The organism is Acinetobacter sp. YH12140, from assembly GCF_013418475.1.
Classification (GTDB): Bacteria; Pseudomonadota; Gammaproteobacteria; order Pseudomonadales; family Moraxellaceae; genus Acinetobacter; species Acinetobacter amyesii.
Map to the genome: position 1 here is coordinate 175173 of NZ_VPBZ01000006.1, position 24490 is coordinate 199662.

The 24490-nt window shown below is 42.2% G+C and carries 23 protein-coding genes and 1 pseudogene; 13 read left to right on the forward strand and 11 right to left on the reverse strand.

The features are described 5' to 3' along the window. The first annotated feature begins 80 nt into the window (after positions 1–80). A pseudogene (locus FTU75_RS10115) lies at positions 81–529 on the forward strand (carboxymuconolactone decarboxylase family protein). A gap of 77 nt (positions 530–606) precedes the next feature. Here the strand turns inward: FTU75_RS10115 and FTU75_RS10120 are convergent. From FTU75_RS10120 to FTU75_RS10150, 7 genes are all read right to left on the reverse strand, one after another. Further along, positions 607–1179, reverse strand: a complete 573-nt coding sequence (locus FTU75_RS10120) for an HdeD family acid-resistance protein (RefSeq protein WP_078189701.1) — start codon at positions 1177–1179, stop codon at positions 607–609. A 126-nt stretch (positions 1180–1305) separates the two neighbouring features. Then, the gene (locus tag FTU75_RS10125; RefSeq protein ID WP_180115888.1) at positions 1306–2064 is read right to left on the reverse strand and encodes a hypothetical protein; all 759 of its coding nucleotides are present in this window, start codon (positions 2062–2064) and stop codon (positions 1306–1308) included. A 1-nt stretch (position 2065) separates the two neighbouring features. Then, complete coding sequence (locus tag FTU75_RS10130; protein WP_180115889.1) at positions 2066–2869, reverse strand: NYN domain-containing protein; 804 nt, start codon at positions 2867–2869, stop codon at positions 2066–2068. A gap of 90 nt (positions 2870–2959) precedes the next feature. Further along, positions 2960–5602 carry a type I DNA topoisomerase gene (gene topA / locus FTU75_RS10135; RefSeq protein ID WP_180115890.1) on the reverse strand — a complete coding sequence of 881 codons (2643 nt, stop codon included), beginning with the start codon at positions 5600–5602 and terminating at the stop codon, positions 2960–2962. Positions 5603–5640: 38 nt separating this feature from the next. After that, the gene (locus FTU75_RS10140) at positions 5641–6090 is read right to left on the reverse strand and encodes a hypothetical protein (protein ID WP_078189705.1); all 450 of its coding nucleotides are present in this window, start codon (positions 6088–6090) and stop codon (positions 5641–5643) included. Positions 6091–6160: 70 nt separating this feature from the next. Continuing rightward, a complete protein-coding gene (locus FTU75_RS10145) occupies positions 6161–7162 on the reverse strand; it encodes a hypothetical protein (RefSeq protein WP_180024467.1) in 1002 nt (333 codons plus the stop codon). Positions 7163–7294: 132 nt separating this feature from the next. Next, a complete protein-coding gene (locus tag FTU75_RS10150; protein WP_078189840.1) occupies positions 7295–7540 on the reverse strand; it encodes a SlyX family protein in 246 nt (81 codons plus the stop codon). A 34-nt stretch (positions 7541–7574) separates the two neighbouring features. Here FTU75_RS10150 and FTU75_RS10155 point away from each other — a divergent pair, with 34 nt between their 5' ends. The 4 genes from FTU75_RS10155 (at position 7575) to FTU75_RS10170 (ending at position 12595) form a co-directional block, all read left to right on the forward strand. Then, entirely contained in the window at positions 7575–9479 is a 1905-nt protein-coding gene (locus FTU75_RS10155) for an ATP-binding cassette domain-containing protein (RefSeq protein ID WP_078192744.1), read from the forward strand. Between the two features lie 186 nt (positions 9480–9665). Then, positions 9666–10427: a 3-oxoacyl-ACP reductase gene (locus FTU75_RS10160; RefSeq protein ID WP_180115891.1), complete on the forward strand. Its 762-nt coding sequence runs from the start codon at positions 9666–9668 to the stop codon at positions 10425–10427. An 87-nt stretch (positions 10428–10514) separates the two neighbouring features. After that, positions 10515–11450 carry an LpxL/LpxP family Kdo(2)-lipid IV(A) lauroyl/palmitoleoyl acyltransferase gene (lpxL, locus tag FTU75_RS10165; protein ID WP_180084716.1) on the forward strand — a complete coding sequence of 312 codons (936 nt, stop codon included), beginning with the start codon at positions 10515–10517 and terminating at the stop codon, positions 11448–11450. A gap of 32 nt (positions 11451–11482) precedes the next feature. Beyond that, positions 11483–12595, forward strand: a complete 1113-nt coding sequence (locus FTU75_RS10170; protein WP_078192747.1) for a glycosyltransferase family 4 protein — start codon at positions 11483–11485, stop codon at positions 12593–12595. Positions 12596–12754: 159 nt separating this feature from the next. Here the strand turns inward: FTU75_RS10170 and FTU75_RS10175 are convergent, their stop codons facing one another. Both FTU75_RS10175 and FTU75_RS10180 read right to left on the reverse strand, forming a co-directional pair. Then, entirely contained in the window at positions 12755–13060 is a 306-nt protein-coding gene (locus tag FTU75_RS10175; RefSeq protein ID WP_257223760.1) for a hypothetical protein, read from the reverse strand. A gap of 370 nt (positions 13061–13430) precedes the next feature. Then, complete coding sequence (locus FTU75_RS10180) at positions 13431–14558, reverse strand: endonuclease/exonuclease/phosphatase family protein (protein ID WP_180115893.1); 1128 nt, start codon at positions 14556–14558, stop codon at positions 13431–13433. Between the two features lie 185 nt (positions 14559–14743). Between FTU75_RS10180 and asd the strand changes: the two genes are divergently transcribed. From asd to truA, 5 genes are all read left to right on the forward strand, one after another. After that, positions 14744–15862, forward strand: a complete 1119-nt coding sequence (gene asd, locus FTU75_RS10185) for an aspartate-semialdehyde dehydrogenase (RefSeq protein ID WP_180101434.1) — start codon at positions 14744–14746, stop codon at positions 15860–15862. A 143-nt stretch (positions 15863–16005) separates the two neighbouring features. Next, positions 16006–17436 (forward strand): hypothetical protein, encoded by a 1431-nt coding sequence (locus tag FTU75_RS10190; protein ID WP_180115894.1) that lies wholly within the window; start codon positions 16006–16008, stop codon positions 17434–17436. Between the two features lie 75 nt (positions 17437–17511). Beyond that, positions 17512–18822 carry a fimbrial protein FimV gene (locus FTU75_RS10195; protein WP_180115895.1) on the forward strand — a complete coding sequence of 437 codons (1311 nt, stop codon included), beginning with the start codon at positions 17512–17514 and terminating at the stop codon, positions 18820–18822. A gap of 49 nt (positions 18823–18871) precedes the next feature. Beyond that, positions 18872–19834, forward strand: coding sequence for an asparaginase domain-containing protein (locus tag FTU75_RS10200; protein WP_180115951.1), 963 nt, complete (start codon positions 18872–18874; stop codon positions 19832–19834). A gap of 16 nt (positions 19835–19850) precedes the next feature. Continuing rightward, complete coding sequence (gene truA / locus FTU75_RS10205) at positions 19851–20648, forward strand: tRNA pseudouridine(38-40) synthase TruA (RefSeq protein WP_180115896.1); 798 nt, start codon at positions 19851–19853, stop codon at positions 20646–20648. 132 nt (positions 20649–20780) lie between these two features. Here truA and FTU75_RS10210 read toward each other — a convergent pair whose 3' ends face one another. Continuing rightward, positions 20781–21788: an AraC family transcriptional regulator gene (locus FTU75_RS10210; protein WP_078189717.1), complete on the reverse strand. Its 1008-nt coding sequence runs from the start codon at positions 21786–21788 to the stop codon at positions 20781–20783. A gap of 231 nt (positions 21789–22019) precedes the next feature. Here FTU75_RS10210 and infA point away from each other — a divergent pair, with 231 nt between their 5' ends. The 3 genes from infA (at position 22020) to FTU75_RS10225 (ending at position 23330) form a co-directional block, all read left to right on the forward strand. Then, a complete protein-coding gene (infA, locus tag FTU75_RS10215) occupies positions 22020–22241 on the forward strand; it encodes a translation initiation factor IF-1 (protein ID WP_001284370.1) in 222 nt (73 codons plus the stop codon). 153 nt (positions 22242–22394) lie between these two features. Next, the gene (locus FTU75_RS10220; protein ID WP_078189718.1) at positions 22395–22769 is read left to right on the forward strand and encodes a hypothetical protein; all 375 of its coding nucleotides are present in this window, start codon (positions 22395–22397) and stop codon (positions 22767–22769) included. Between the two features lie 114 nt (positions 22770–22883). Further along, the gene (locus tag FTU75_RS10225) at positions 22884–23330 is read left to right on the forward strand and encodes a hypothetical protein (RefSeq protein WP_373685859.1); all 447 of its coding nucleotides are present in this window, start codon (positions 22884–22886) and stop codon (positions 23328–23330) included. 74 nt (positions 23331–23404) lie between these two features. Here the strand turns inward: FTU75_RS10225 and leuB are convergent, their stop codons facing one another. Then, positions 23405–24484 (reverse strand): 3-isopropylmalate dehydrogenase, encoded by a 1080-nt coding sequence (leuB, locus tag FTU75_RS10230; protein WP_078189719.1) that lies wholly within the window; start codon positions 24482–24484, stop codon positions 23405–23407. Positions 24485–24490: the final 6 nt, after the last annotated feature.

Genomic DNA, 24490 nt, shown 5'->3' on the forward strand with positions numbered 1-24490 from the left:
AATGCTCAAAATAAAACTTGTCCTCAACCATAACGGTTTTAAAATAGCAGGTATATCTAAAAACATCAGAAAGGTTCGAAATGTCACGAATCAACCTAGGTCAGTCTGCACCTGAGCTATATAAAAAAGTTGCAGAACTTGATGCACTGGCAATGCAAAAATAAATGAAGCTGGCCTAAGTGAAGGATTAGCTCATTTACTCAAATTACGTGCATCCCAAATCAACGAATGTGCGTTCTGTATTCGTATGCATGCACACGATGCACTGAAAACAGGTGAAAGCATTGAACGTATTAGCCTACTGACTGCATGGCGTGAAACTGCGTACTATGACGAAAAAGAACGTGCTGCTTTAAGCTTGATCGAAGCAATTACATTAATTGCCGAAGGCCAAGTTCCTGATGCAGTTTATGAAGATGCCCTACCATTTTTAACGGATGATCAAATCAGTGCGATTGAATGGCTCGCAATTGTCATTAACACATGGAATCGTATCGCCATTAGTAGCCGCTATAGCGTGAAACCTTAACGGGTAGTACACATTTTAAATAAATAAAAAAAGAGTGCCTCAGCACTCTTTTTTTATTTATCAGATCCGCAAGCAGCTTACTGCTCTGCCGAGCTTTTCGGTACTTCACGTCGAATATAAGAAGCCAAAGTAAGGTAGTTGACCCCTTGGAATAAAATATCAACCGCCAAGAATAATCCTAATACCCAAAATGGCGCATCAGGCGACATCAAAATGATCACACCAGTAATCAAGGTCAATAGACCTGAAAATAGTGTCCATCCCCAACCTTGAAATGCTCGAAATAGCACAGCATTAAAGATACGAATGACCCCTGCAATGATCAAAATAATCGCCAATAAATTGGTCAGGACAATGGCCGTTTTGACAGGCGTTGTAAATGCATAATAGCCTGCGACCAAATACAGCACACCAAATAGTGCCCAGAACCAGCGGTAACCGCCTTCAAAAATTTTAAATGCTGCGATGAAGTGAATTACGCCACCTAACATCATCAGCACACCAAAAATATAAATCACCGTAAGTGTCGCAAATGGCAAGGCTGCCAAAAGGACCAATCCGAAGACCACCAATAAAGCACCTAAACCGAGATACCACTTACGGTTTTCATGGAGCTGACTGCGAATTAAATCGTTGCCTACTGTTCTCATGTTTTTTCTCAAGTTATTCGTTATTCAATGGATTATGCAACTTCATGATGAAGAAAAATGAAAGAAAAGTCCAAATCTTATCCACACTACCAATTGAAACTGTGGATAAGATACGTTTTATCCACATTATTTTTTCCATCCTACTTCAATCGCTGTGACGTCATTCACCACAGTATCAGCTAAATCTTCAGGCATTTTACTTTGCGTCTGTGAGGTAGGAATATGCCCTGCCATCAGTTCAGCTTTGCTTTGTGGAAACAGAGGCTGCCGCTGGGGTTCTGCATAACCGACAGGGAAGATTGGCTGACCTGTGGCCAAATCGTACTTATCCGTTGCACCAAAAGCGTGTAATAACTCATGGGCTAAAACGATTTTATTCTGCGCTGCCTGTTTATTCGATGCAAATAAATTCACCGATCCAATTCGACCATTTTCCAAGGCTGTGGAATGTTTAAGTTCTTTGGTTTGGGTCGGATCGTAATAATTTAAAAATAGCGTGACACTCGAAACACCATCTACATTTTCATGCTGCTGCCAAGCATAGTAGCGGAATTTCAAACTCCATAAGATAACGTCCAACATACCGGCGTCATTGGGTACTTTGGGAGGTAAAACTTTCAGCTCACGACCTAACTTAAAATACACATAAGTCGGTTGCCCTCGGTATTTCTGTGCTGTCGCTTGTAAATATTGTTGAACATCATTTAAATCATTGACAGAGAGCTGCTGTATATAAGCTTGAGTGCTCTCTCGACCATCTGCATTAATTGGATGTAACAATACAAAGATCGGTTTACTCCAGTCTTGATTTTTGTCTTTATAGGCATTGACTGCGACAACCAATAAAATCAGCAATAAGCACAGTACCCGAATTTTTTTCCACATTTTAAATCGTACTCTGCTTTTTTATCTTTCTTAAATACATTTGACTCATTTCTATTTTTGTTTCAAACAAATTTAGCGTTTTAATTAGTCCAGATAATTTTGCTCGACCGTAGTTTCTAGAATCAAAGTCAGGTTTAACTGCGCTGATATATTGCCCAACCATACTTAAATTTGCCCATCCATTTTCATCCGCATTATCTTTCACAGCTTTATAAATCAAATTTAAAGTGGGTTTATCAATGATTTCAGTGATTGTATTCTCTTTAATCTGCACAGATGGCTTTGGTTCACTTACTTTTGTATTTTCAATGACTTCTTTAATTGGTGAAACAATAAGATCTTCTTCAGTATTTTTTAGCTCATTATCTTGCAGTAAGTTTTCAACATAAATAAATTTATCACATGCTTTTTTAAATGCCTCTGGCGTCGACTTTTTTCCAAAACCGTAAACACTTAGCCCATTTTCACGAATTCTAGATGCTAAAGGGGTAAAATCACTGTCGCTTGAAACAATACAAAAGCCATCCAATGCACCTGCGTACAGCAAATCCATCGCATCAATGATCAAAATCATATCCGTTGCATCTTTGCCCTTTGTGTAAGCAAACTGCTGAACAGGTGTGATTGCATGAGGAAGTAAGACTTCACGCCAATTTTTTAAGGTTTCGCTGCTCCAATCTCCATAAACTCGTTTAACACTTGCGATTCCATATTTTGCAACCTCTTCCAACACAGATGGAATAGCATTGGTCGATGAGTTATCCGCATCTATGAGTACAGTAAACTTTTTCGTTTGAATTTCCACTATTCCCCCAATCATTTTTATCATTTAAATTTTGATTAATTCTGACATAAAAAATGCCGACCGAAGTCAGCATTTTATTGATTTTAAAGCTTAAGCCTCAACCCACTTACCGTCTTGGTACACCAAAGACCATTTGGTTTGTTTTCCTTCAGCATTTTCAGAACCAATATATTGCGCTTGGTTCTTACGGCTGAATTTCACCAATGTTGGGTTTCCTTCAGGATCGACATCCGGTGCTTGTAAGATGAACTGATATTTTGCATCCAACTGATCTGCGACAGAACGTAGTTCAGCCACTTTCGGTGCACGAGTTTCACGTACTTTCGGGAACTTACTTGCAGCTAAGAATAAACCTGCTGCGCCATCACGAAGAACAAAGAAGTCATCATGTTTGGTTGAACGTAAGTGCTCCATTTTAATCGGATCTACACGTGGAGGTGCAGGCTGACCACTCTTCAACACTTTACGTGTATTGTCACAGCTATTACATGCAAAGTAAGGACCGAAACGGCCTGTCTTCAATTGCATTTCGCCATCACATTTGTCGCACGGAATGGTTGGACCATCATAACCTTTGATTTTGAACTCACCTTCTTCAAGCTCAAAACCAGCACAGTCTGGGTTATTACCACAGATATGTAACTTACGACCGCCATCAATCACATAGCTATCCATGGCTGTTTCACAGATTGGACAACGTTTTTTCGACATCAAATCTGCTGTTTCTGCCGAGTCATCGTCAGACAGTGCAGCCAATGATTCTACAGGTGTCAGGTTTAAAGTTCCCTTACAACGCTCTTTTGGCGGTAAGTTATAACCTGAACAACCCAAGAACACACCTGTAGTCCCTGTACGAATCTGCATCGGACGGTCACATTCTTTACAGTGCACAGCATCCACTTCTACAGGTAAATTACGGCGCATGCCATTTTCACCCTGAGCTGTGGTTAAGCGTGTTTTAAAATCACCGTAGAAGCTATTGAGTAACTCTTTCCAGTTACGATCACCATCCGCGACTTTATCTAGCTGACCTTCAAGATCTGCCGTGAATGCATAGTTCATCAAGTTATTGAAGTTTTCATCGAGACGATCTGTCACGATTTCACCCATTTTCTCGGCGAACAAACGACGGTTATCAAGCTTCACATAACCACGGTCTTGAATAGTTGAGATAATCGCAGCATACGTCGATGGACGACCAATCCCTTTTTTCTCAAGCTCTTTGACCAAAGATGCTTCAGTGAAGCGCGCAGGTGGTTTAGTAAAGTGTTGCGATGGATCTAATTTTTCAAGTTTCAGTACTTCACCGACTTTTACAGCAGGCAACAGTACATCATCATCCGATTTGTTTTGGCCACGCACTTTAGTGAAACCATCAAAGACCAATGTACGGCCTTTGGCTTTGAGTTCGACACCATTGGCATTGACTAAAATCGTTGATGATAAATATTCTGCAGGGGTCATTTGACATGCAACGAACTGACGCCAGATCAAATCATAAAGACGCTGTGCATCACGCTCTACGCCCACCAAACTATCGCCTTTTAGCGCAACATTTGATGGACGAATCGCTTCATGGGCTTCTTGCGCACCCGCTTTATTGCCATAGCGATTTGGTTTAACCGGTAAATATTTTTGTCCAAACTCAGTTTCAATATGACCACGAACCATATTCACAGCATCATCACTCAAGAATGTTGAGTCTGTACGCATGTAAGTAATAAAGCCCGCTTCATATAAGCGCTGTGCCAACATCATGGTTTTCTTCACAGAAAAACCTAAACGTGTACTTGCAGCTTGTTGCAATGTAGACGTGATGTATGGCGCACTTGGATTAACCTTGGTTGGTTTGTCTTCACGTGCTGAAACTGTGTAGTCGGCATCTTTAATCAGGTTCAATAAAGCATCCGTTTCAGCTTTATTGTGCAGTTTTAAAGTCTTGCCATTTTGCTTCACCGCTTCTAAGCGGATATCGTCTTTCTTCGACTTGGTATCTGCAAAAACTTGCCAAAATTCTTCTGGAACGAAGGCACGAATTTCACGTTCACGCTCAACCACAAGTTTAACAGCCACAGATTGCACACGACCTGCCGATAAACCACGGGCGATTTTTTCCCATAAGAGTGGCGAGATCATAAAGCCCACAATACGGTCGAGGAAACGACGGGCTTGTTGAGCATTGACTTTATCTGTATCGAGGCGAGAAGGATGTTTAAACGCTTCTTGGATGGCATTTTTGGTAATTTCGTTGAACACCACACGTTGATAACGTGAGTCGTCACCGCCAATCACTTCTTTTAAATGCCAAGCAATTGCTTCTCCTTCCCTATCCATATCCGTTGCGAGATAGACCTCGTCAACTTGCGATGCAAGCTTTTTCAGTTCCGCAACAACATGTTCTTTACCCGGTAGGACTTCGTACTGTGCCTTCCAGTCATTTTCAGGGTCTACACCCATACGATTAACCAAAGCTTTTTGTGCTTTTTTGGCTTTTTCAGCTTCAGTTAATTTTGCACGAGTTACTGGCTTTTTCTCTGCTGTTTTACTCGAACCGCCTGTAGGTAAATCACGGACATGACCCACCGATGATTTCACGATGTAATCAGAGCCCAAATATTTATTGATTGTTTTCGCTTTTGCAGGCGATTCCACAATCACTAACGCACGCTTTTTCCCAGCATCGGCAGATTTTGCTGTGGTACTTTTAGATGTGGACCGAGGAGCGTTCGCCATAGTTAACCATCATTCCTGTTTAATAGGTTTTTTAAAATTTAAAGTTCAGCCAATGAATGTAAAAATGCTTTCATATCATCAAGCTGTGTGGCTCTTAAGTCAGATTCTTCGTTCCAATAGAGTCCTACACAGTTTGCCTGCATATCAATAGCATAAATGCCCTTTAATGTAATGGCTAAATCCTTGAACTTGTCATCACCATGTACCAGTTCAAGTTTGTCATCGACCACTAAAGCACGCATTAAAGGCAAACGCGCATCTGGAATCAGCACACTGTAATACGCCACCATACTGGCACGTTTTTCAGAAGCCATTGGAATCTTGGTCCAAGCAGGTGCAGCCACTAAACGTGGGTGCAGCCCCATCTTACGCGCCTTCTCGCGCATAATGCCCAAGGCTTTTTCTCTAGGATTTACTCGAAGTCCAAAAATCGACCCAAGTACAAAGACCACAATAAAAACGGTAACCCAGATTCCAGTATTTTCCATAGCACAACCTTTATATTCCTTTATTAGAGTTGCATAAGCGCAATATAAAACGCAAGTTCACTCGATAAAATTAATTCAGGAACATCTCGTGGCTATACAGCACTTCGTGACCATTCCAGTAGATATATCCTTTTTCGATCAACTCTTTAAGTAATAATCGAACGTCAGATTGCGGGAACATTTGCTCCAATAAATCACGTAAGGCATAGATATCTTTTGGTTTATCTGACTTTAATTCATGCAATTTTCGGATCACTTCCATTTGCACAGGATCAATCTTATTGAAATTTTTAAATAAGCCTTGCTGTGCAGCCTGAATCATCGACGCCGTATCATCAGTATTTGAGGTTTGTTCTTCGAGTGAAGCAGTAAATGCATTCAGGTCTGTTTTTATCGGCAATGCTGTTTCAGCAGTCGTATTTAAATCTAGCTGCACCCATTGTTTGAGTACTTTTTTTCGAATCGAAATCTGCTCATCAAAGCGTTTGACGATTTTTAGATTGATCAACATACCGACCAAATGCTGAGCTTTTTCGCTAGAGACTTGCAAAATATTCATCAGCGAGTTTTTCAGTTTATCCAAACTGTTTGGCTTGCCACTGAGTTTTTCCAGACCATCACAATAGTGTTTAATCAGTAATAAATCAGGTTTATTCCGAATGGTTTCTAGGTCAGGAATTTTATATTTCACTTTATGTGAAACTTCTTGTTCTGACTGAATTTGAATAAGATGTGCGCTGAGTCCAGAGCCATCCAATTGTTCCATCAGTAATTCAATATCAGGCATTGCTGAAATCACTTCAATATGCGCATCTGGATCCATCAAGGCCATCAGTTGCCCCACAATCACCGCATATTCAAATTCTTTTTGCGGCGTTTCTGGAATATCCAAAACCACCAATTGACCACTCGCGATCCACCCTGCAATTTCAGTCAAATCTTCAAGTGCATATTCAAATTTTCCGCTGCAGCTAAACACATACAAAGTACTGTAATGTTCAATGATATTGCGCAATAGATTTGCTGTGGGCGGGTTATTTTCCAAATCTAGCAGGACAACTTTTTGACTCATGAGATGAAATAATGGGTTTCGATCAGCAGATGCGGTGCATTAGACCTGTCACGCTGCAAAAGGTCAAATAAATTTACACCAATCCACAGCTTTGGCGCTGATTCGTCATCTGCCTGTCATTCAATAGTGACATTAATAATGCGGTGGGCGGTTAGTCATTGGGTCAAATGCCGCAATACCTTCAGATAAATCTGCCGATTCAATACGACGATACAACATCTGCATTTGTTTCTTTAAATCAGCGATTTCGGCGTTTTGACGCGCAACTTGATCATTCAGTTGGTCAACTAAATCATCTAAAAATGCAATTCGGACTTGCAAATCTTCAATGGGTGCGGAAAATGACGCCTGTTCATCAAGATTTTGTTGTGTAGTCAATTTACACTCCTCATATAAGATTTCAGGAAACATTATGGCCTATATTACTTTAAGGGACGTCCAGCTTGCATTTGGCGGACCTTCCCTACTCGACGGCGCGAACTTCAGTTTAGAACGTGGCGAGCGAGTGTGTCTAATCGGTCGTAATGGTGAAGGTAAGTCTACTTTACTTAAACTGATTGAGGGAACTTTATTGCCAGATGGCGGTGAAGTTTCATTGCAAAATGGCATTACGATTTCAATGCTTGCTCAAGATGTACCCATGGATTCGGGCAAAGTTGCTGATATTGTTGCCGATGGTGCAGGTGAAGCTGCAACTGTATTACGTGCTTATCATGAAGCCAGCGAAGCCTGCGTACTCGGCGATATGGACGCCTGTGAGCGCATGGGTAACCTACAACATCAGATGGATCAAATGGATGGCTGGTCACTTGAAACTAAAGTGAATGCCATCCTCAGTAAAATGGGCCTAGACCCAGAAGCTGACCTTGCAGATTTGTCTGGTGGTCGTAAGCGTCGTGTTCTATTGGCACGTGCTCTCTTAACGCAGCCCGATGTATTGCTACTCGACGAACCAACTAACCATTTGGACGTTGAAAGTATTGAATGGCTCGAAAAATTCCTGCTTGATCAAAACAACTTAACCCTGTTGTTTATTTCGCATGACCGTTCATTTGTCGATAGCATCGCAACCCGTATTGTGGAACTTGACCGCGGCATTTTGCGTAGCTATGAAGGCAACTATTCACGTTACCTCGAACTCAAAGCTCAGCAAATGGAAGCGGAAGAAAAGCAAAATGCGCTATTCGATAAAAAACTCGCTGAAGAAGAAGTGTGGATTCGTCAGGGCATTAAAGCGCGTCGTACCCGTAACGAAGGTCGTGTTCGTGCCCTAAAAGCATTGCGTGAAGAGTCTAAAGCACGTCGTTCACAACAAGGTAAAGTGAGCATGGCAACGCAAGATGCGCAGCGCTCAGGTAAAGTGGTCTTTGAAATTGAAAACTTAGCTGTGCAATTTGGCAACAGCGCACCAATCATCAAAGACTTCTCGGCACTGGTATTACGTGGTGACCGTATCGGCTTAGTCGGTGACAACGGTGTGGGTAAAACCACTCTTATCAAAGCTATTTTGGGTGAGCAAGAACATACTGGTACAGTAAAAACAGGTACACAGCTTGAAGTTGCTTACTTTGATCAGCTTCGAAATGCACTTGATCTTGAAAAATCAGTGAAAGATAACGTCTCTGAAGGCTCAGACCATGTCGATGTCAATGGTAGCCGTCGTCACATCTACAGTTATTTACAAGACTTCTTATTCTCTCCAGAACGCGCACGTACACCAGTTAAAGCACTGTCTGGAGGTGAGCGTAACCGTATTCTGTTGGCTAAGCTTCTACTGAAACCATCGAACCTTATCGTAATGGACGAACCGACCAACGACTTGGATATGGTGACTCTTGAACTGTTAGAAGAAATGCTCAGTGCTTACAAAGGCACACTGTTACTGATTTCGCATGACCGTGCATTTATGGACAACGTGGTGACTTCAACTTGGGTCTTTGATGGTAAAGGTCAAATCGATGAATACATCGGCGGTTACCAAGACTATTTGGAACAGCGTCCTGACCAAACTGTCGTGGATCAAAAAAGCGATGTGAAAAAAGCCATGGCTAAAGCCGAAGCAGCGGCTGCCGCTGCGGTGCCTAAAAAAGTCAAGCTCAGCTATAAAGACCAACGTGCTTTAGAACAACTGCCGACTGAAATTGAAGCATTGGAACAAGAGCAAGCTGAATTGTCTGAAAAATTAGCCGACGGTTCTTGGTTTATGACTGATGCTGATGCTGCGACCAAAGCATCACAGCGTCTTGCTGAAATTGATGACGAAATGCTAGAAAAAATGGAACGTTTAGATGAGCTAGAAACGCTCGCAAAAGGCTAAGCCTACAAATATTCCGCAAAGAAAAAGCCGTATTTCGATACGGCTTTTTTTATATCATATGACTCGACTGAATTATTAGATCGGATGACTCAGTTTCAAATTGGAGCATACAGCGTCTGTAAAGACGATTCCGCTAATGTGAAAAGCTTGCTATGGTGACGCTCAACATTAGATTGAGTCACGAGCATGCAAATTTCAGATCAAATTGTCTTGGTTACAGGAGGCGCACGTGGCCTCGGTTTGGCGATTAGCCAAACTTTAATTGCTGAAGGCGCACGCGTGGTCGTGAACTATCTATCCAGTCAAACTGCGGCAGAACAGTTGGCGACCGCATTTCCTCAGCAAGTGTTTGCCTATCAAGCAGATGTCACAGATAAAGCTCAAGTAGAACAGCTTTTTGCCGCAGCAGAAGCACATTTTGGTACCGCGATCACCTCTGTCGTAAATAATGCCCTCATCCATTTTCAATTTAATGGCGATGCCCGTCCTAAAATTGAAGAACTGACTGCACAGCACTTACAGCAACAGTTTGATGGCGCAGTCGTCGCTGCACTCAACACCACGCAAGCGGCGCTTCCCAAGATGAAAGCACAGGGTTTTGGTCGCATTGTCAATATTGGTACCAACCTGGTACAAAACCCTGTCGTGCCTTACCACGACTACACTGCAGCAAAGGCAGCTCTGTTGGCCTTCACCCGCACAGCGGCGCATGAGCTAGGTGAGTTTGGGATTAACGTCAATATGCTTTCAGGCGGCTTATTACAAAGTACCGATGCCAGTAAAGCGACACCCGATGCCGTCTTTGACTTAATTGCGGCATCGACACCTTTACGCACAGTGACCACGCCTGAAGAATTTGCTGCAGCCATCATGATGTTCTTGTCCCCTTACTCACGTGCGGTCACCGGGCAAAATTTGATTGTCGATGGCGGTTTAGTCAAAGGTTAAGGCTAGCGCAGCATGAGGTTGAACTTTCTCTTTCAATTCAGCTTCATGCTAAACTGAACCCTATTTTTTAATCTTTGATTTAGCCCTATGAGTCAAAAGCCAACATATCAACCCGGAAAATTCCAATGGTCTTTCTTACTTCCTCAGTATTGGGGAATATGGATAGGGATTGTATTTCTTATGATTTTGGCGATTCTTCCGTGGGCAATTCAGTATCGACTTGGGCAATTCCTCGGTTCTGTCGCATTTAATAATCTCAAATCACGTCGTAAAACCACGATTCGCAACTTGGAAGTTTGCTTTCCTGAATGGACGGCAGAACAGATTGAAGCTAATGCAAGACAGGTTTTTATCGACCAAATGATTGGTATTTTTGAAACCTTAAATGCATGGTACAGCCCGCAGTGGTTCAAAAATCGGGTGCAAATTGAAGGCTTAGAACATATTCAAAATGCACAAGCTGAAGGCAAAGGTATTTTACTCCTCGGCACACATTCTACCCTGCTCGATGCTGGTGGCTATTTATGCGCACAGTTTTTTGAGCCGGATGTGGTTTATCGTCCGCAAAATAATCCGCTGTTGGATATGTTGATTGTGCGTTGCCGTGCCACCATCTATGCCAACCAAATCGACCATGATGATATGCGTGGCTTGATTCGCAATCTGAAAAATGGCCATGCCATTTGGTACAGTCCCGATCAAGACTTTGGTTTAAAACAAGGGGTTATGGCACCGTTTTTTGGTACTCCCGCAGCCACTGTTACTGCACATCGTCGCTTATTAAAAATTGCTAAAGCCGTAGCGATCCCATTGTATTTTTATCGAGATGGCGACATCAGCAACCCTCAATATCATGTGCTGATTGAACCTGCTTTGGATAATTTTCCGAGTGAAGATGAAGTTTCGGATGCTGTTCGAACCAATAAAATTATTGAAAATCAGCTACGAATCGCACCGACACAATACATGTGGTTCCATCGCCGCTTTAAAACCCGCCCACAAGGCTATGACAAAATCTATTGAGTTCAACTCAGCACATAAAAAAGAGAAATGCTATGAAAGTAATGCAGCTTTTACCTGAATTGAACAGTGGTGGTGTCGAGCGAGGAACCTTAGAAATAGCTCGTGCTTTAGTGACCGCCGGTCATGAGTCCTTAGTGGTTTCAAATGGTGGTCGCATGGTAACTCAATTGGAAGCTGAAGGTTCAACTCACCTCACGCTCGCAATCCATAAAAAAGCCTTATCAAGCTTATGGCAAATTCGTCCTCTACGTAAACTGATTGAGCAACATCAACCAGACATCGTGCATGTGCGCTCACGTGTCCCTGCATGGCTCACGCATTTTGCCCTCAAAGGGATTCCTGCAAACAAACGACCTCACCTGATTTCAACTGTACATGGTTTTTATTCGATTAATCGCTATAGTCAAATCATGACGCAGGCTGAAAAAGTCATTGCGGTCTCAGATAGTGTTGTCAAATACATCACGGACAACTACAAAAACTGTCCTACCAAGGACATTGTGCGTATTTATCGTGGCATAGACCCCGCTGCTTTTCCACATGGTTATCAACCCTCAGCACACTGGCTCAATCAAACCCTAAAAGATTTCCCTGAACTAGAAAATAAGCGTCTGATTTGCTTACCAGGCCGTATCACCCGTTTGAAAGGTCATGAAACCCTGATCCATTTAATGGAACAGCTACAAACACAGTATCCCGACGTACATGCGGTGGTGGTCGGTGGTGCTGATCCGAAAAAAGCGGCTTATTTACAAGAAATGCAAGACAGTATTGCGGCTAAAGGGCTGAGTGATCGGATTACTTTTGTCGGTCATCGTTCAGATATCCGTGAATGGTTAGCTTTTAGCGATTTGGTTTTGTCTTTGTCGAGCCAAGCGGAAACCTTTGGACGCACAGTACTTGAAGCACTGTCTGTAGGTACACCTGTAATCGGTTGGAACCGTGGTGGCGTAGCTGAAATTTTATCGAATGTCTATCCGCAAGGTTTAGTCACTGTCGATGATGAAACACAATTACTCGACACCTTAAAGTTGCATTTAGACCAACCACAACACGTGCAGCCTATCAGCATGTTTAGTTTAAAAGAGATGTGTGATCAGACTTTGGAGTTGTATACGCAAGTGGTCTCTCAGCATTCAGCTTGATTGACTACACGCCATAGATCTTTGCTGTGCAGGATAACGCTCTGGAAATCTTTTTAATTCAGCAACTAGATCAGCATCTAGAAAGGATATTGTGAAATGCACAATATCCTTTTTTATTATGAACGACTCAATGGTTATTATGAATGACTCAATGGTGATTCAACCCTTCCATACACGGTATCGGGCCATCAACCAAAGGATCAGCGGCAACAACATGACATTTAGAATATGTTTCAAACTTTGCCCTATACGCCAAAAGCCTCTATCTAAAATATCATGGCGTGCATTAAACAATTCCAATCCCACTGCGACGACCACAACGGTCCAAATCGCATAATGTGATTTCAATTGGCGGTGGTGGCAAAAGGCCACAAAAAAGAACAGGATTAAGCCAAGATAAATGGAAAGTGCATCTGTCGATAAGTGTGTAATCTGCAATATTTTCTGGTGCCATTCGGACAGCATAGAACGTCTCATACCTATATTTTTATTGGAAATTCATCGTTTTTTCTTGGCACACTGTATAAAGAAATTGATCATAAGAAAAGCAAAAATATGTATATCACAAAAGCAAAACCCGAGTTCTGCATCCTGCAAAACTCGGGTCTATGAGGTTGTGCTTTCACAAGTATTCTTTTTATTTTTTATTGGCTTTCCTTTCCTGCATCTGTTCCGTGATGCTTCCATCGGCTTCGTCTTCCTTAGTGGGATGTTCCGTTCCCAGTTCCATGTGCCGATGATCAAAGAATAAGTCAATACACTTGACCTGACCATTCGTCAGAAGCCGAAAGCTGTGTAAGCTATTTCTTACACTTTTCTCTTAAATCAAACAAAATCAAGGTATCTTCGTACCATCCTTATAATCACGGGCGATTTCATCAGTCACAATCTTCTCCTCTTCCTCAGCTTTTTCTATACCCTCCTGAATTGCCTCTTGCGCTTCTTGTTCATCTTCATCTGTTTGCTCTAATTCTTCTTGGATTTGCTCAAATACCCTTCCTGTTTGCAGCACCACATAGACTGGAAAATGGTCTGAACCGATATTGGGCAAGCGTTCCATATGTACCAAGGCAAAATCTGTACTATGAAAAATATGGTCGAGCGACCAACGCAGCAGTGGATAATTGGCATGAAAGGTATTTACGAAATGCCGTCCAACACGTGGGTCTAAAAGCCCACTGATTCGTTGAAAGAGTCGTGTAGTACGTGACCATGCCACATCATTCAGGTCCCCCATAACGATGCAACTTTCATCTAAATCTTTAATCTGATCGCCCACAATCAGCAATTCTGCATCGCGTAAAGTTGAATCTTTGGCTTCTGTTGGACTTGGCGGTTTGGGATGTAAACAATACAGTTGAACCTGATTTCCTGATGCTAAGGTGACTCGGGTATGGATCGAAGGAATTTCATCACTGAGAATAAATTTGACTTCAGTTTCACCAAGTTCTAACTTGCTATACAAATGCATCCCATACAAATTATCCAAAGGTACGGGTACGCGATAAGGATAATCAGCTTCAATCACTGCCAATTCATTTTGCCAAGTTTGATCTGTTTCTAGCGTGAGTACCAAGTCAGGTTGATGCTTTTGTATTTGTGCCAATAATAAGTGATATTGAGTATTCGGCGTAAGTACATTTGAGACAATGATTGAAATTTGTTTCTGTTTATCTAACTGGTCTGATCGAACTTTTTTGACTTGTTTTTTCCAAATAAAGGTATAAGGCAAAACCATTTTTAATTGATATGCCAAGGCAGCAATCAACCCAATTAAAATGATTTCACGCGCCAAGTCCCATTCAGCATTCCATAAAATTAAGCCTATGAAGGCAAATATGCCCAAAGCCAAGATTTGCAGACGCGGAAAATCTGCACCACGAAACCACCATTCATCTCGTGGTATGAGTGACCAAAATGTCAACCAAATGACGAAGCCCGCCAGTATTTCAATCCAAATCATTACGCCTCCCTTATATTCTTTATTTTTTATTGATTCATAAATTTATATCAGTTTTGCATGTAACATAAACAAGATATATTGCACAATATTATTGGTGTTTTCATTATGTAGCGCTTGCAGTTATGCGCCCTTTTGGTACACTCGAACCCCCTTTTTATTTTTTTAACGCACCGAGGCAAAGTGACATGAAAGTAGGTCTGGTCGGTTGGCGCGGGATGGTTGGTTCCGTCCTTATGCAACGTATGGTTGAAGAAAACGATTTCGCTCATTTCGAACCGTTTTACTTTTCTACCAGTAATGCAGGTGGTGAAGCCCCTGCGTTTGGTGGTAAGACTGCCCCAGCACTTATGGATGCAACGGACATTGATAGTCTGAAGCAAATGGATGTCATTATCACCTGCCAAGGTGGCGATTATACGACTGAAGTTTTCCCTAAGCTTAAAGCTGAAAACTGGAATGGTTACTGGATCGATGCTGCATCGACTTTACGTATGGACGATGAAGCAATCATCGTACTTGACCCAGTAAACATGAATGTAATCAAAGACGGCTTAGTAAAAGGTACAAAAACATTCGTGGGCGGTAACTGTACCGTTTCATTAATGTTAATGGGTTTAGGCGGTCTATTCCAAAATAATTTAGTGGAATGGGCAACTTCAATGACTTATCAAGCGGCATCTGGTGCAGGCGCGCAAAACATGCGTGAACTGATTTCAGGTATGGGCTACTTGTACAACAATACCAAAGATTTGCTAGATGACCCACGTTCTCCAATTTTAGATATCGACTCTAAAATTGCAGCCCTACAACGCGGTGAAGGTTTCCCATCTGCGAATTTCGGTGTGCCTTTAGCAGGTTCTCTCATTCCTTATATTGACAAACAGCTTGAAAGCGGTCAGTCGAAAGAAGAATGGAAAGGGCAAGTTGAAACCAACAAGATCTTAGGCAACCAGCAAATCGTTCCAATCGATGGCCACTGTGTCCGTATCGGTGCAATGCGTTGTCACTCACAAGCATTGACTTTAAAACTTCGTAAAGATGTTCCACTGGATGAAATCGAAGATATCATCGCAAGTGCCAACGATTGGTCTAAAGTGGTTCCAAATACCCGTGAAGCGTCAATGACTGATTTGACTCCTGTTGCTGTAACAGGCACCTTATCTGTTCCAGTTGGTCGTCTCCGTAAGCTCAACATGGGTAAAGAATACCTAGGTGCATTTACTGTAGGTGACCAATTGCTTTGGGGTGCTGCTGAACCTTTACGCCGTATGCTAAGAATTCTCATTGATTATAAAAATGCTTAAGCATTTTTAAGTCTCTGAACAGGAAGCCGATCACAATTGATCGGCTTTTTTATGTAACTGTCGTGTAAATATTTTACAATTCTTTGACAACTCGCTAATCTATAATTTTCGCCATGCGACATATATTCGAGCTAAAGATTAAGATGACCGTATATAACAAATTAAAGATCGCCATTTTAGCCGTTATTGCATCTCAAAACATTCAAGCGATCAGCATTGATCCTGTACAAGTCCAGTCAGCACCCGGGGAATTGCTGTACGCTGAGATTCATTTTCGCCACTCAAATACATCTGTGCCGCTCAGTGCAAGTTTAGCCACGGCAGAAGATTTGTTGAGTATGGGTACAGGGCATCAACCACCGGGACATTTAAACTTCTTTACGCGTCGTGATGGTGCAGGCAACGGGGTAATTACCATTACCTCTTCGCGTCCAGTAACCGACGCTGAGCTTAATTTTATTGTTAATATTAAAGAAGGGAATGCTTCACGCCTGCAACAAATTCGCACACCATTAAAACGCAATCCAACCACATCGAATGCGAATCAAACCGCCAATGAGCGTGCTTTAGTACCTGTCGTGATTGTAAATGAAAAAGAAATTGCCCTAAATTTACCTGTTAGCACACTCTACACCGCAAAAGCACCTGTAGCTGCAGAACAACCCCTATTACTCAGTACCAAAGCACCGCCAAAATTAGCACAATTAGCAACGTCAACGCCTGTTGCGATTGAACCAGTCACGCATGTGCAAAATTATAGTGTTACGCCTGCGGAGCAACATAGCGGAAGTACTTCATCAGGTGCTGAAACATCAATTTCGCAAGTTACAAAAACCAATTCGACCGGCTCTGTCAGTTCAGAAATGCAAGCCACACAAACTGAAACCGCATCAACTGCAAGGTCTCAAGACCCATTGGCACAAAAATTTGCTGCGGAGCAGGCAGCACAAAAACGTGAAAATCCAACAATTCCAGCTCAAAAGGCATCTACACCAAAACCAACAAGTACTGCAGCTGCATCGACAGCAACACCAGCGGCAAAATATGTGGTTCGCTCAAATGAAAGCCTTTGGGGGATTGCCTCACGTATCGCGACAGAACAAAACCGCCCTGTTTCTGAAGTCATGCAACAAATTAAAAACAGCAACGAACATGCATTCATTCAAGGCGATGTCAACCGTCTGCGCCGTGCTGCTGCCTTAAATCTGCATGGTATGCAGCAAGCAAAACAGCCTGTAAAAGTCTCTGCTGCAGAACTTGCCAAAGTGCCTTCGAAGCAGTCAGGCAAAACCAAATACCGCTTGAATCAAGCTGAAATGAGCTTGGTTGCAGAGAAAGCACAAGATTCGGCACAATCTTCTGCCAACAGTGCGGCAGAAAAGAACAAAACTTCGAAAGAGTTGTCATTAAAAGTTATGACATCTCGTGAAAAAACCGTTAAATTACAGAGAAACGTAACTCAATTAGAATTGGCGCTAAATCAAAAGGATCACAGAATTCAATTATTAAATGCTCGTCTTGCTCAACTGCAACAACAGTTGAAAGCTCAACAAGCAGATAAAAGAAGCCAATAAACTAAAACGTTACCAATCAAGATTTTATAGGGATGAGTGCAACTTTATATCACTCTATCTCCAAGGGGTTAAAACATGCTGATTTATGTGATTCCATTAGTGATCTTAGTGATCGTATTGGTTTTTTTAAACAAACGCCAAAAAGGTCAAGAATCAGATAAAGCCAAACCAACATCCACTAAAACCAAGAAAACGGGTGTTTCGGCCAAAGCAACTCCGAAGAAAACTCAAGTGGTTGAAAGCAGTGTCATTGAAAAAAAATCAATGACGCCATTAACGACCGATGCTCGTGGCAAAATTGAAAAATTAATTGCGGAACGTAATTTCTTTTCTGCTGAAGCGCAAATCAATCAATCATTAAAACGTGATAACTCACAACATGAGTTGTATCTATATCTATTAGATATTCACATTTTACAAAAAGACGAATTTGCCATCAGCCAATTGCTGAGCCATATTCGTTCACTTGAACTCGATGAAATTTTAGAACAAGCTGAAGCAAAAAAAGTAGAGTTTGAAAATTCTCAAAATGTGAAAGATGATGCCATTAACTTTGTATCACCAATCACTGAAGAGGTTCCATCAAAAGCTCAAAATACCTCTGATTTTGATGCTTTAATGCAAAGTTCAACTGCTGCACCTGTTGAACCCAAAGCAGCAGAAATTAAACCTCTAGATTTTAATTTCACCACTGAAACGCCAGCAAAAGCAGACATTTCAACCCCAGTTGAAAGTGCGCCTGCTGAAAAAATACAGACGCTTGAATTTGACACGCTTTCAATTTCACCAGAACCCGCACTTGAAGCAACACCGAAAACCGAAGAGATTGCTCAGCCATCTCCTGCCGTTGAAGAAATCAAACCGATTGATTTTGTAATGGACTTTGCCCCAAGCACTGAAGCTGCGGCTGAAACCAAAACAGAAACTGTAGAAGAAAAAATCGAGCCTTTAGATTTTTCATTTACAACAGAAAAACCAGCTGTAGAAGAAAACAAAGTTGAAGCTCCAACCTTAAACTTTGACTTAGGTGCTTTTGAAACAGCAAAAACAGAAGAAGCGGTTGTTGCTCCTGCAACAGAGTTTAACTTAGAGTCTACACCTGAAGAAAAACCTCCCGCACTTGCTTCAAGTGGTGTGAGTTTTGACATTAGCGGTTTAGGCACACCGTCAACCCCATCTGCTACAGACCAAAACGATCCATTGGTTAAATCTTTCCCTGAACTGGTTGAAGTCAATGAAATTGAATTGAATCTTGAATTGGCAGCGCAATACATCAAACTAGGTGCTTATGACGCTGCACGTGAAATTTTAACTGAAAAAGAGGCTGAGTTTTCTTCAGCTCAGCGTCAACAAGTAGATCAGTTACTGAATCAAATCGCATCTTAAGCAAAAGCGATTTAAACTAAAGCAGTCTTTCAAGGCTGCTTTTTTTATGATGAAAAAAATTGCTCTTATTTATATGGGTGGTACCTTCGGTTGTATCGGTGAACCTTTAAGCCCCATGCCAGCGAATGCGTTTTTACCTAAATTACAGCATGTGCTGCCACTACACCTAAACATTGAATGTTTTGTTGCACCTGTCATTCGTGACAGTAGTGCTTGTACTGCACCCGACTGGCTGGCACTGATCCAACAAATTCAAAGTTTACAATTACAACAATTTCAGCATTTCGTAATTATTCATGGCACAGACACGCTTAGCTATGCCGGCGCAGTACTTGCACACTTTATGGCACAGTCTGCTCATATCGTGCTAACAGGCAGCCAATATCCGCTGTTTAATGTGGCTGGTGACAACACCCGTGAATTTACCGATGCCATCTACAATTTAAATTTTGCATTGGAATCGGTACACCAATCGAGTGTTGGGGTTTATTTGGCCTTTCATCATCAATTAATGCATGCTCAATCCGCACTAAAAGTACATACAACCGATCTGAAAGCCTTTGATGGGCTGCCAGCCACACAGCCACTTTCAATGCTGACATCGCCGTATATTGTTCAAGCCAATGATTTAGACAAAGCAGCTCATTTCAATTGCCTGAATTGGATGTGGCAACCGATAGCAACTGATCTACACAGTCAAAATTTAGCCGCCCTGCTTACACACACGCCAGATGTTTTAATTCTGCAAGGTTTTGGCACAGGGAATATTGCCGTTGATGCTGAATTACTCAATGTATTGAAAGCCATACAACAAAAAAATTGCAAAATTATCTTAAGTACACAGGTTGTTCATGGCGGTATAGATCAACGCTATGCTGTGAGTGACTGGGTCAAAGACAGTGGAATATTACTGAGCAATTGTTTGGGTCATGCAGATCTTTATGCCAAATGCTTGAAAATGTATTTACAATACGGCAGTGCCGCAGACTGGACTGCGCATTGGAACGATTAAGTCATTTGAGGTAACTATGCAACGTTTTGCGATTGGGATTGAGTTTTGTGGCATGCAATACAAGGGCTGGCAAACTCAGCAACCGGGCGTACCAAGCGTGCAAGAAACCATTGAAACCGTCCTCAGTAAAGTGGCCAATGAGCCGATCATGTTGCACGGCGCTGGCCGAACAGATGCCGGCGTCCATGCAACCAATATGGTGGCACATTTCGATACTCAGGCGATTCGTCCCATTCGTGGATGGTTAATGGGCAGCAATAGCCAATTACCTCGTGACATCTCCATCCAATGGATTAAGGAAATGGATCAGGACTTCCATGCCCGCTTTAAGGCACAAGCGCGCCGCTATCGCTATGTGATCTATAACAATCCACAACGTCCAGCTTTACTGCACAAGCAAGTGACTCATGTTTATGCCAAGCTAGATGTGCTAAAAATGCAACGTGCCGCGGCCAAATTTGAAGGCACTCATAATTTCGAAAGCTTCCGTGCCGCAGCCTGTCAGTCCAATCAGCCTGTTCGTCATGTCAGCCATTGCCGTCTGATCCAACACGGATGCTACTTGGTCCTAGATATTCAGGCGGATGGTTTTTTACATCACATGGTGCGTAACATCATGGGCTGTTTATTGGAAATTGGGCAAGGTATGTATGACATTGACCATATTGACGATATTTTTGCTGCTGAAGACCGAAAAGCAGCAGGTGTCACCGCACCACCCGATGGACTATATTTTATCCACGCAGACTATCCAGCTCAGTTTGAACTTCCTCAAGTTCCGTTAGGACCACATTGGTTAAATATGCCTGAATAAACAATCCATCCCAACCTCTCTTTCATAGAGGGAGGTGTTTCATTTTCTCAATTATTGCTAAGCTTTAAAATGAAACTTCCCCCTTCCAAAAGGGGGATTCTGTTTAGGGAAGGATTTTATCGAAGATCAACCTTAACGCTGCTTCCGCTTACGATATTCCACGGGCGTTTCATTGGTCCAGCGTTTAAATGCGCGATAGAACGTACTTGGCTCAGAAAAACCCGTTAAGTACACAATGCGCTCCACACTTTCATTGGTATTGGCCAATAATTTTTTAGCCAAACGACAGCGATAGTCTGACAAAATTTGCTGAAAACTGGTATTGGCTTCTGACAACTGAGTCCGTAAACGACGCGGAGTAATGTTGAGCTGCGCAGCGACCGTTTCGAGTGTGGTTTCACCGCTTTCAAGCGTTGAACCAATAGCACGGCGAACTTCACCAACCAAATCATAACGCGCCAACTCCTGAAGTTTTTCAATCGCCAACTGCTCATGCAATTGTAATAACTCAGGTTCTGCCTGCCACAATTGATACTCTAAAATAGCTGGATCAAAATATAATCGGGTTTCTTTTTGCCCTAAGCTCACAGGGCATTCATAAACACGGAAATACTCATCATCTGGCGCGCCCTGACTAAAGTTAAAGTCGATATAAATCGGCTGAAAACGCCCTTCAGTAATAAACTTAAAGAAACGCAAAACACCGGACATCGCGCATTCAGAAAAATGACGATTCACGATATTTTCTGCCCAAGGCTGATGACCATTGGTCAAATAGCAGCGGTCATCTTCAATCACCAATTGTGCATGAAAGGCATCGCTAATTAGGCGTTGATACGCCAAAGCTCGCTTTAAACCTTCACCAAAATTCTCAGATGAAATAAATAAGTGTTCAATCACTTGCCCTCGATATAAAGGCAAATGCTCTCCCAGATGCAAACCAATATCAGGATCCTTACTGACTTCTTCTGCAGCCACCCAGAACGCAAATTGCGCATTCAATGGGGTACGGTCATTGGTTTCAACCTGATTTAATGCCACACCCGCTTTTGTTAAAATTTCTTCTGTTGGTAATCCGGCACGACGAATCGCTTGATACCCTAAACGCAACACAACAGATGCATCAGTTAGCTGACCCACTCCAGAACCTTCCTTGTATGTACTTCATTTATACCTAAAAAGATTGATTTTAGATTAACTGCGATTGACCAAACTGACAACTGTTACTGCACATTTTTTGTTGAAAATATTTAACTGAATTGTTCGCTTATTTTACTGACAGTCGATCAGTTCAAAGCCTTTTACGGCTTGTATTCTGAAAAAAAATTGACTATAATTTGCGCCTTGCTAATTTATTCATTCAGGTAGGCTATGGCCAATAAAGAGGAACTCATCGAGTTCGAAGGCGTTGTCACCGAGACGCTTCCTAATACTATGTTCCGTGTACGTTTAGAAAACGGTCATGAAGTGATTGCTCACATCTCTGGCAAAATGCGTAAACACTATATCCGTATTTTGACTGGCGACAGTGTTAAAGTAGAAATGACACCTTATGATTTGACTAAGGGTCGTATCACTTACCGTGCGCGCTAAGTTTTAGCGAAGCGAAAAAGCCACTTTATCAGTGGCTTTTTTTGTATTTATTTCAATGCAATGATAAAAATTGACTGCAAATTTGCTTTCCTTTACAGTCTAAAAACATAAAAATTCGATTATAAAATTCAAAATATAAGGACATAAAATCATATGAAACATCTAGGATTAGTCGGAGCTATCTTTTGTGTGGCTTGCGCCACGACAGGCCAAAAGCAACTCAATCAATCACTACAACACTATATTGGGCAGCCAGCTGATCAAGTTCGTAAAGAGCTCAACTTGAGTCAATTGGGCTATAAAGTGATGGGAGCACCCGTACAAAGCAATGAAAAACTCAGCTATACCATTTTACGCTCGATGCCAATCCCGATTGGTACACCAAATATCGGCACCAGTATAGCCATGGGCGCCCCTATCCCAACGCCGTCTAAAGGTGGTGTCACTGTCGATATGGAATGTAAAATCGAGTTCAAATTACGCAATCAAATAGTTGAATCCATTGACTATGTTGGCAGAGCTTGTTGATCCTGCTTTAGAATACTAGAAGCTAATCTTGCTCAGCTGACCGTGTATCAAATGACTACAGTGTTATACAGACCGATCTGACTAAACTGAATTTATTTCGTAAGGAACTGACCCATGAAATTTATTTTAGAACATCAGGTTTACGAAGCTCAGCGTTTTATTCGCCCAATATTGAGCATGGGATGCGTTCTAAGCATTGTATGGTTGGCTGGTTGTACCACGACATCAACGATATCCTCCGTTGAACGTGAACGCTATTTAGCCTCATTTATTGGTCAATCGAGCCAAACGATTCAAGCAGAACTTAATCTCAGCAAACTCGGCTATCAAAGAACCTCTCCCGTAGAGGTCAGTTCAGACTACCTTCGTTATCGTGTTACACGCCCGATCAGTATTCCTTTACCGATGGCGGAAAATCCTGCGATGGGCATGGGCAGCGGCGCTGCTGTGCCGATTCCCAGTGGAAATACACACTATGAGGTTGAGTTAAACTGCCTTATTCAATTTCGCTTAAAGCATAATATTGCAACTGATGTCCGATTAACTGGTCGCACCTGTTAGCGCATCAATTCTAGGATTGATAATTTCTAGGCACAAAAAAACGCAGCATAAACGCTGCGTTTTTTGATTCGCCATTAGTTCAATGCAGAAACTACAGCTTGACCCATTTCAACAGTACCGACTTGAGTACTGCCTTCTGACATGATGTCACCTGTACGTAAGCCTTGATCTAAGACGTTACCTACTGCATCTTCAATCGCTTTTGCCGCCGCTTCTTCACGGAAGGTATAGCGCAGCATCATAGCAACAGACAGAATCGTTGCTAATGGGTTCGCAATGTTTTGACCTGCGATGTCTGGCGCTGAACCGTGGCAAGGTTCATACATACCTTTACCATTTTCATCTAAAGAAGCCGATGGCAGCATGCCGATAGAACCGGTTAACATCGCCGCTTCATCAGACAAGATATCGCCGAACAAGTTACCAGTCACGATCACATCAAACTGTTTTGGCGCACGGACCAATTGCATGGCAGCATTGTCAACATACATATGAGACAAGTTAATTTCAGGATACTGCTCTTCTTTTAACGCAGTTACGGTTTGTTTCCAAAGCTCAGTCACTTCTAGCACGTTGGCTTTATCCACTGAACACACTTTACCACCACGTAAGTTCGCCATTTCAAAAGCAACTTTGGCAATACGCTTGATTTCAGATTCTGCATATACGTCAGTATTGAAACCTTGTTTTTCACCGTTTTCGAGTTCACGAATACCACGTGGTTGGCCGAAATAGATACCGCCAGTTAACTCACGTACGATCAAGATATCCAAACCTGCTACGATTTCAGGTTTTAAGCTCGACGCATCTGCAAGCTGCGGATAAAGAATGGCTGGACGTAAATTAGCAAATAAATTTAATTCTGAACGAATTTTTAATAGGCCACGTTCTGGACGAATTGAACGCTCAATGGTATCCCACTTAGGACCACCCACTGCACCCAATAAAATCGCATCAGCAGTCTTCGCTTGTGCCGCTGTTACATCTGGATAAGGTGAACCGTGCGCATCGATCGCTGCACCACCTAAAAGACCTTGTTCCCAAGTCAAACCTAAGTTGAATTTCTCGTTTACACGTGTCAGCACTTGTTCAGCCGCTTTCACGATTTCAGGACCAATACCATCACCTGGTAAAATCAAAATATGTTTTGACATGAGTCT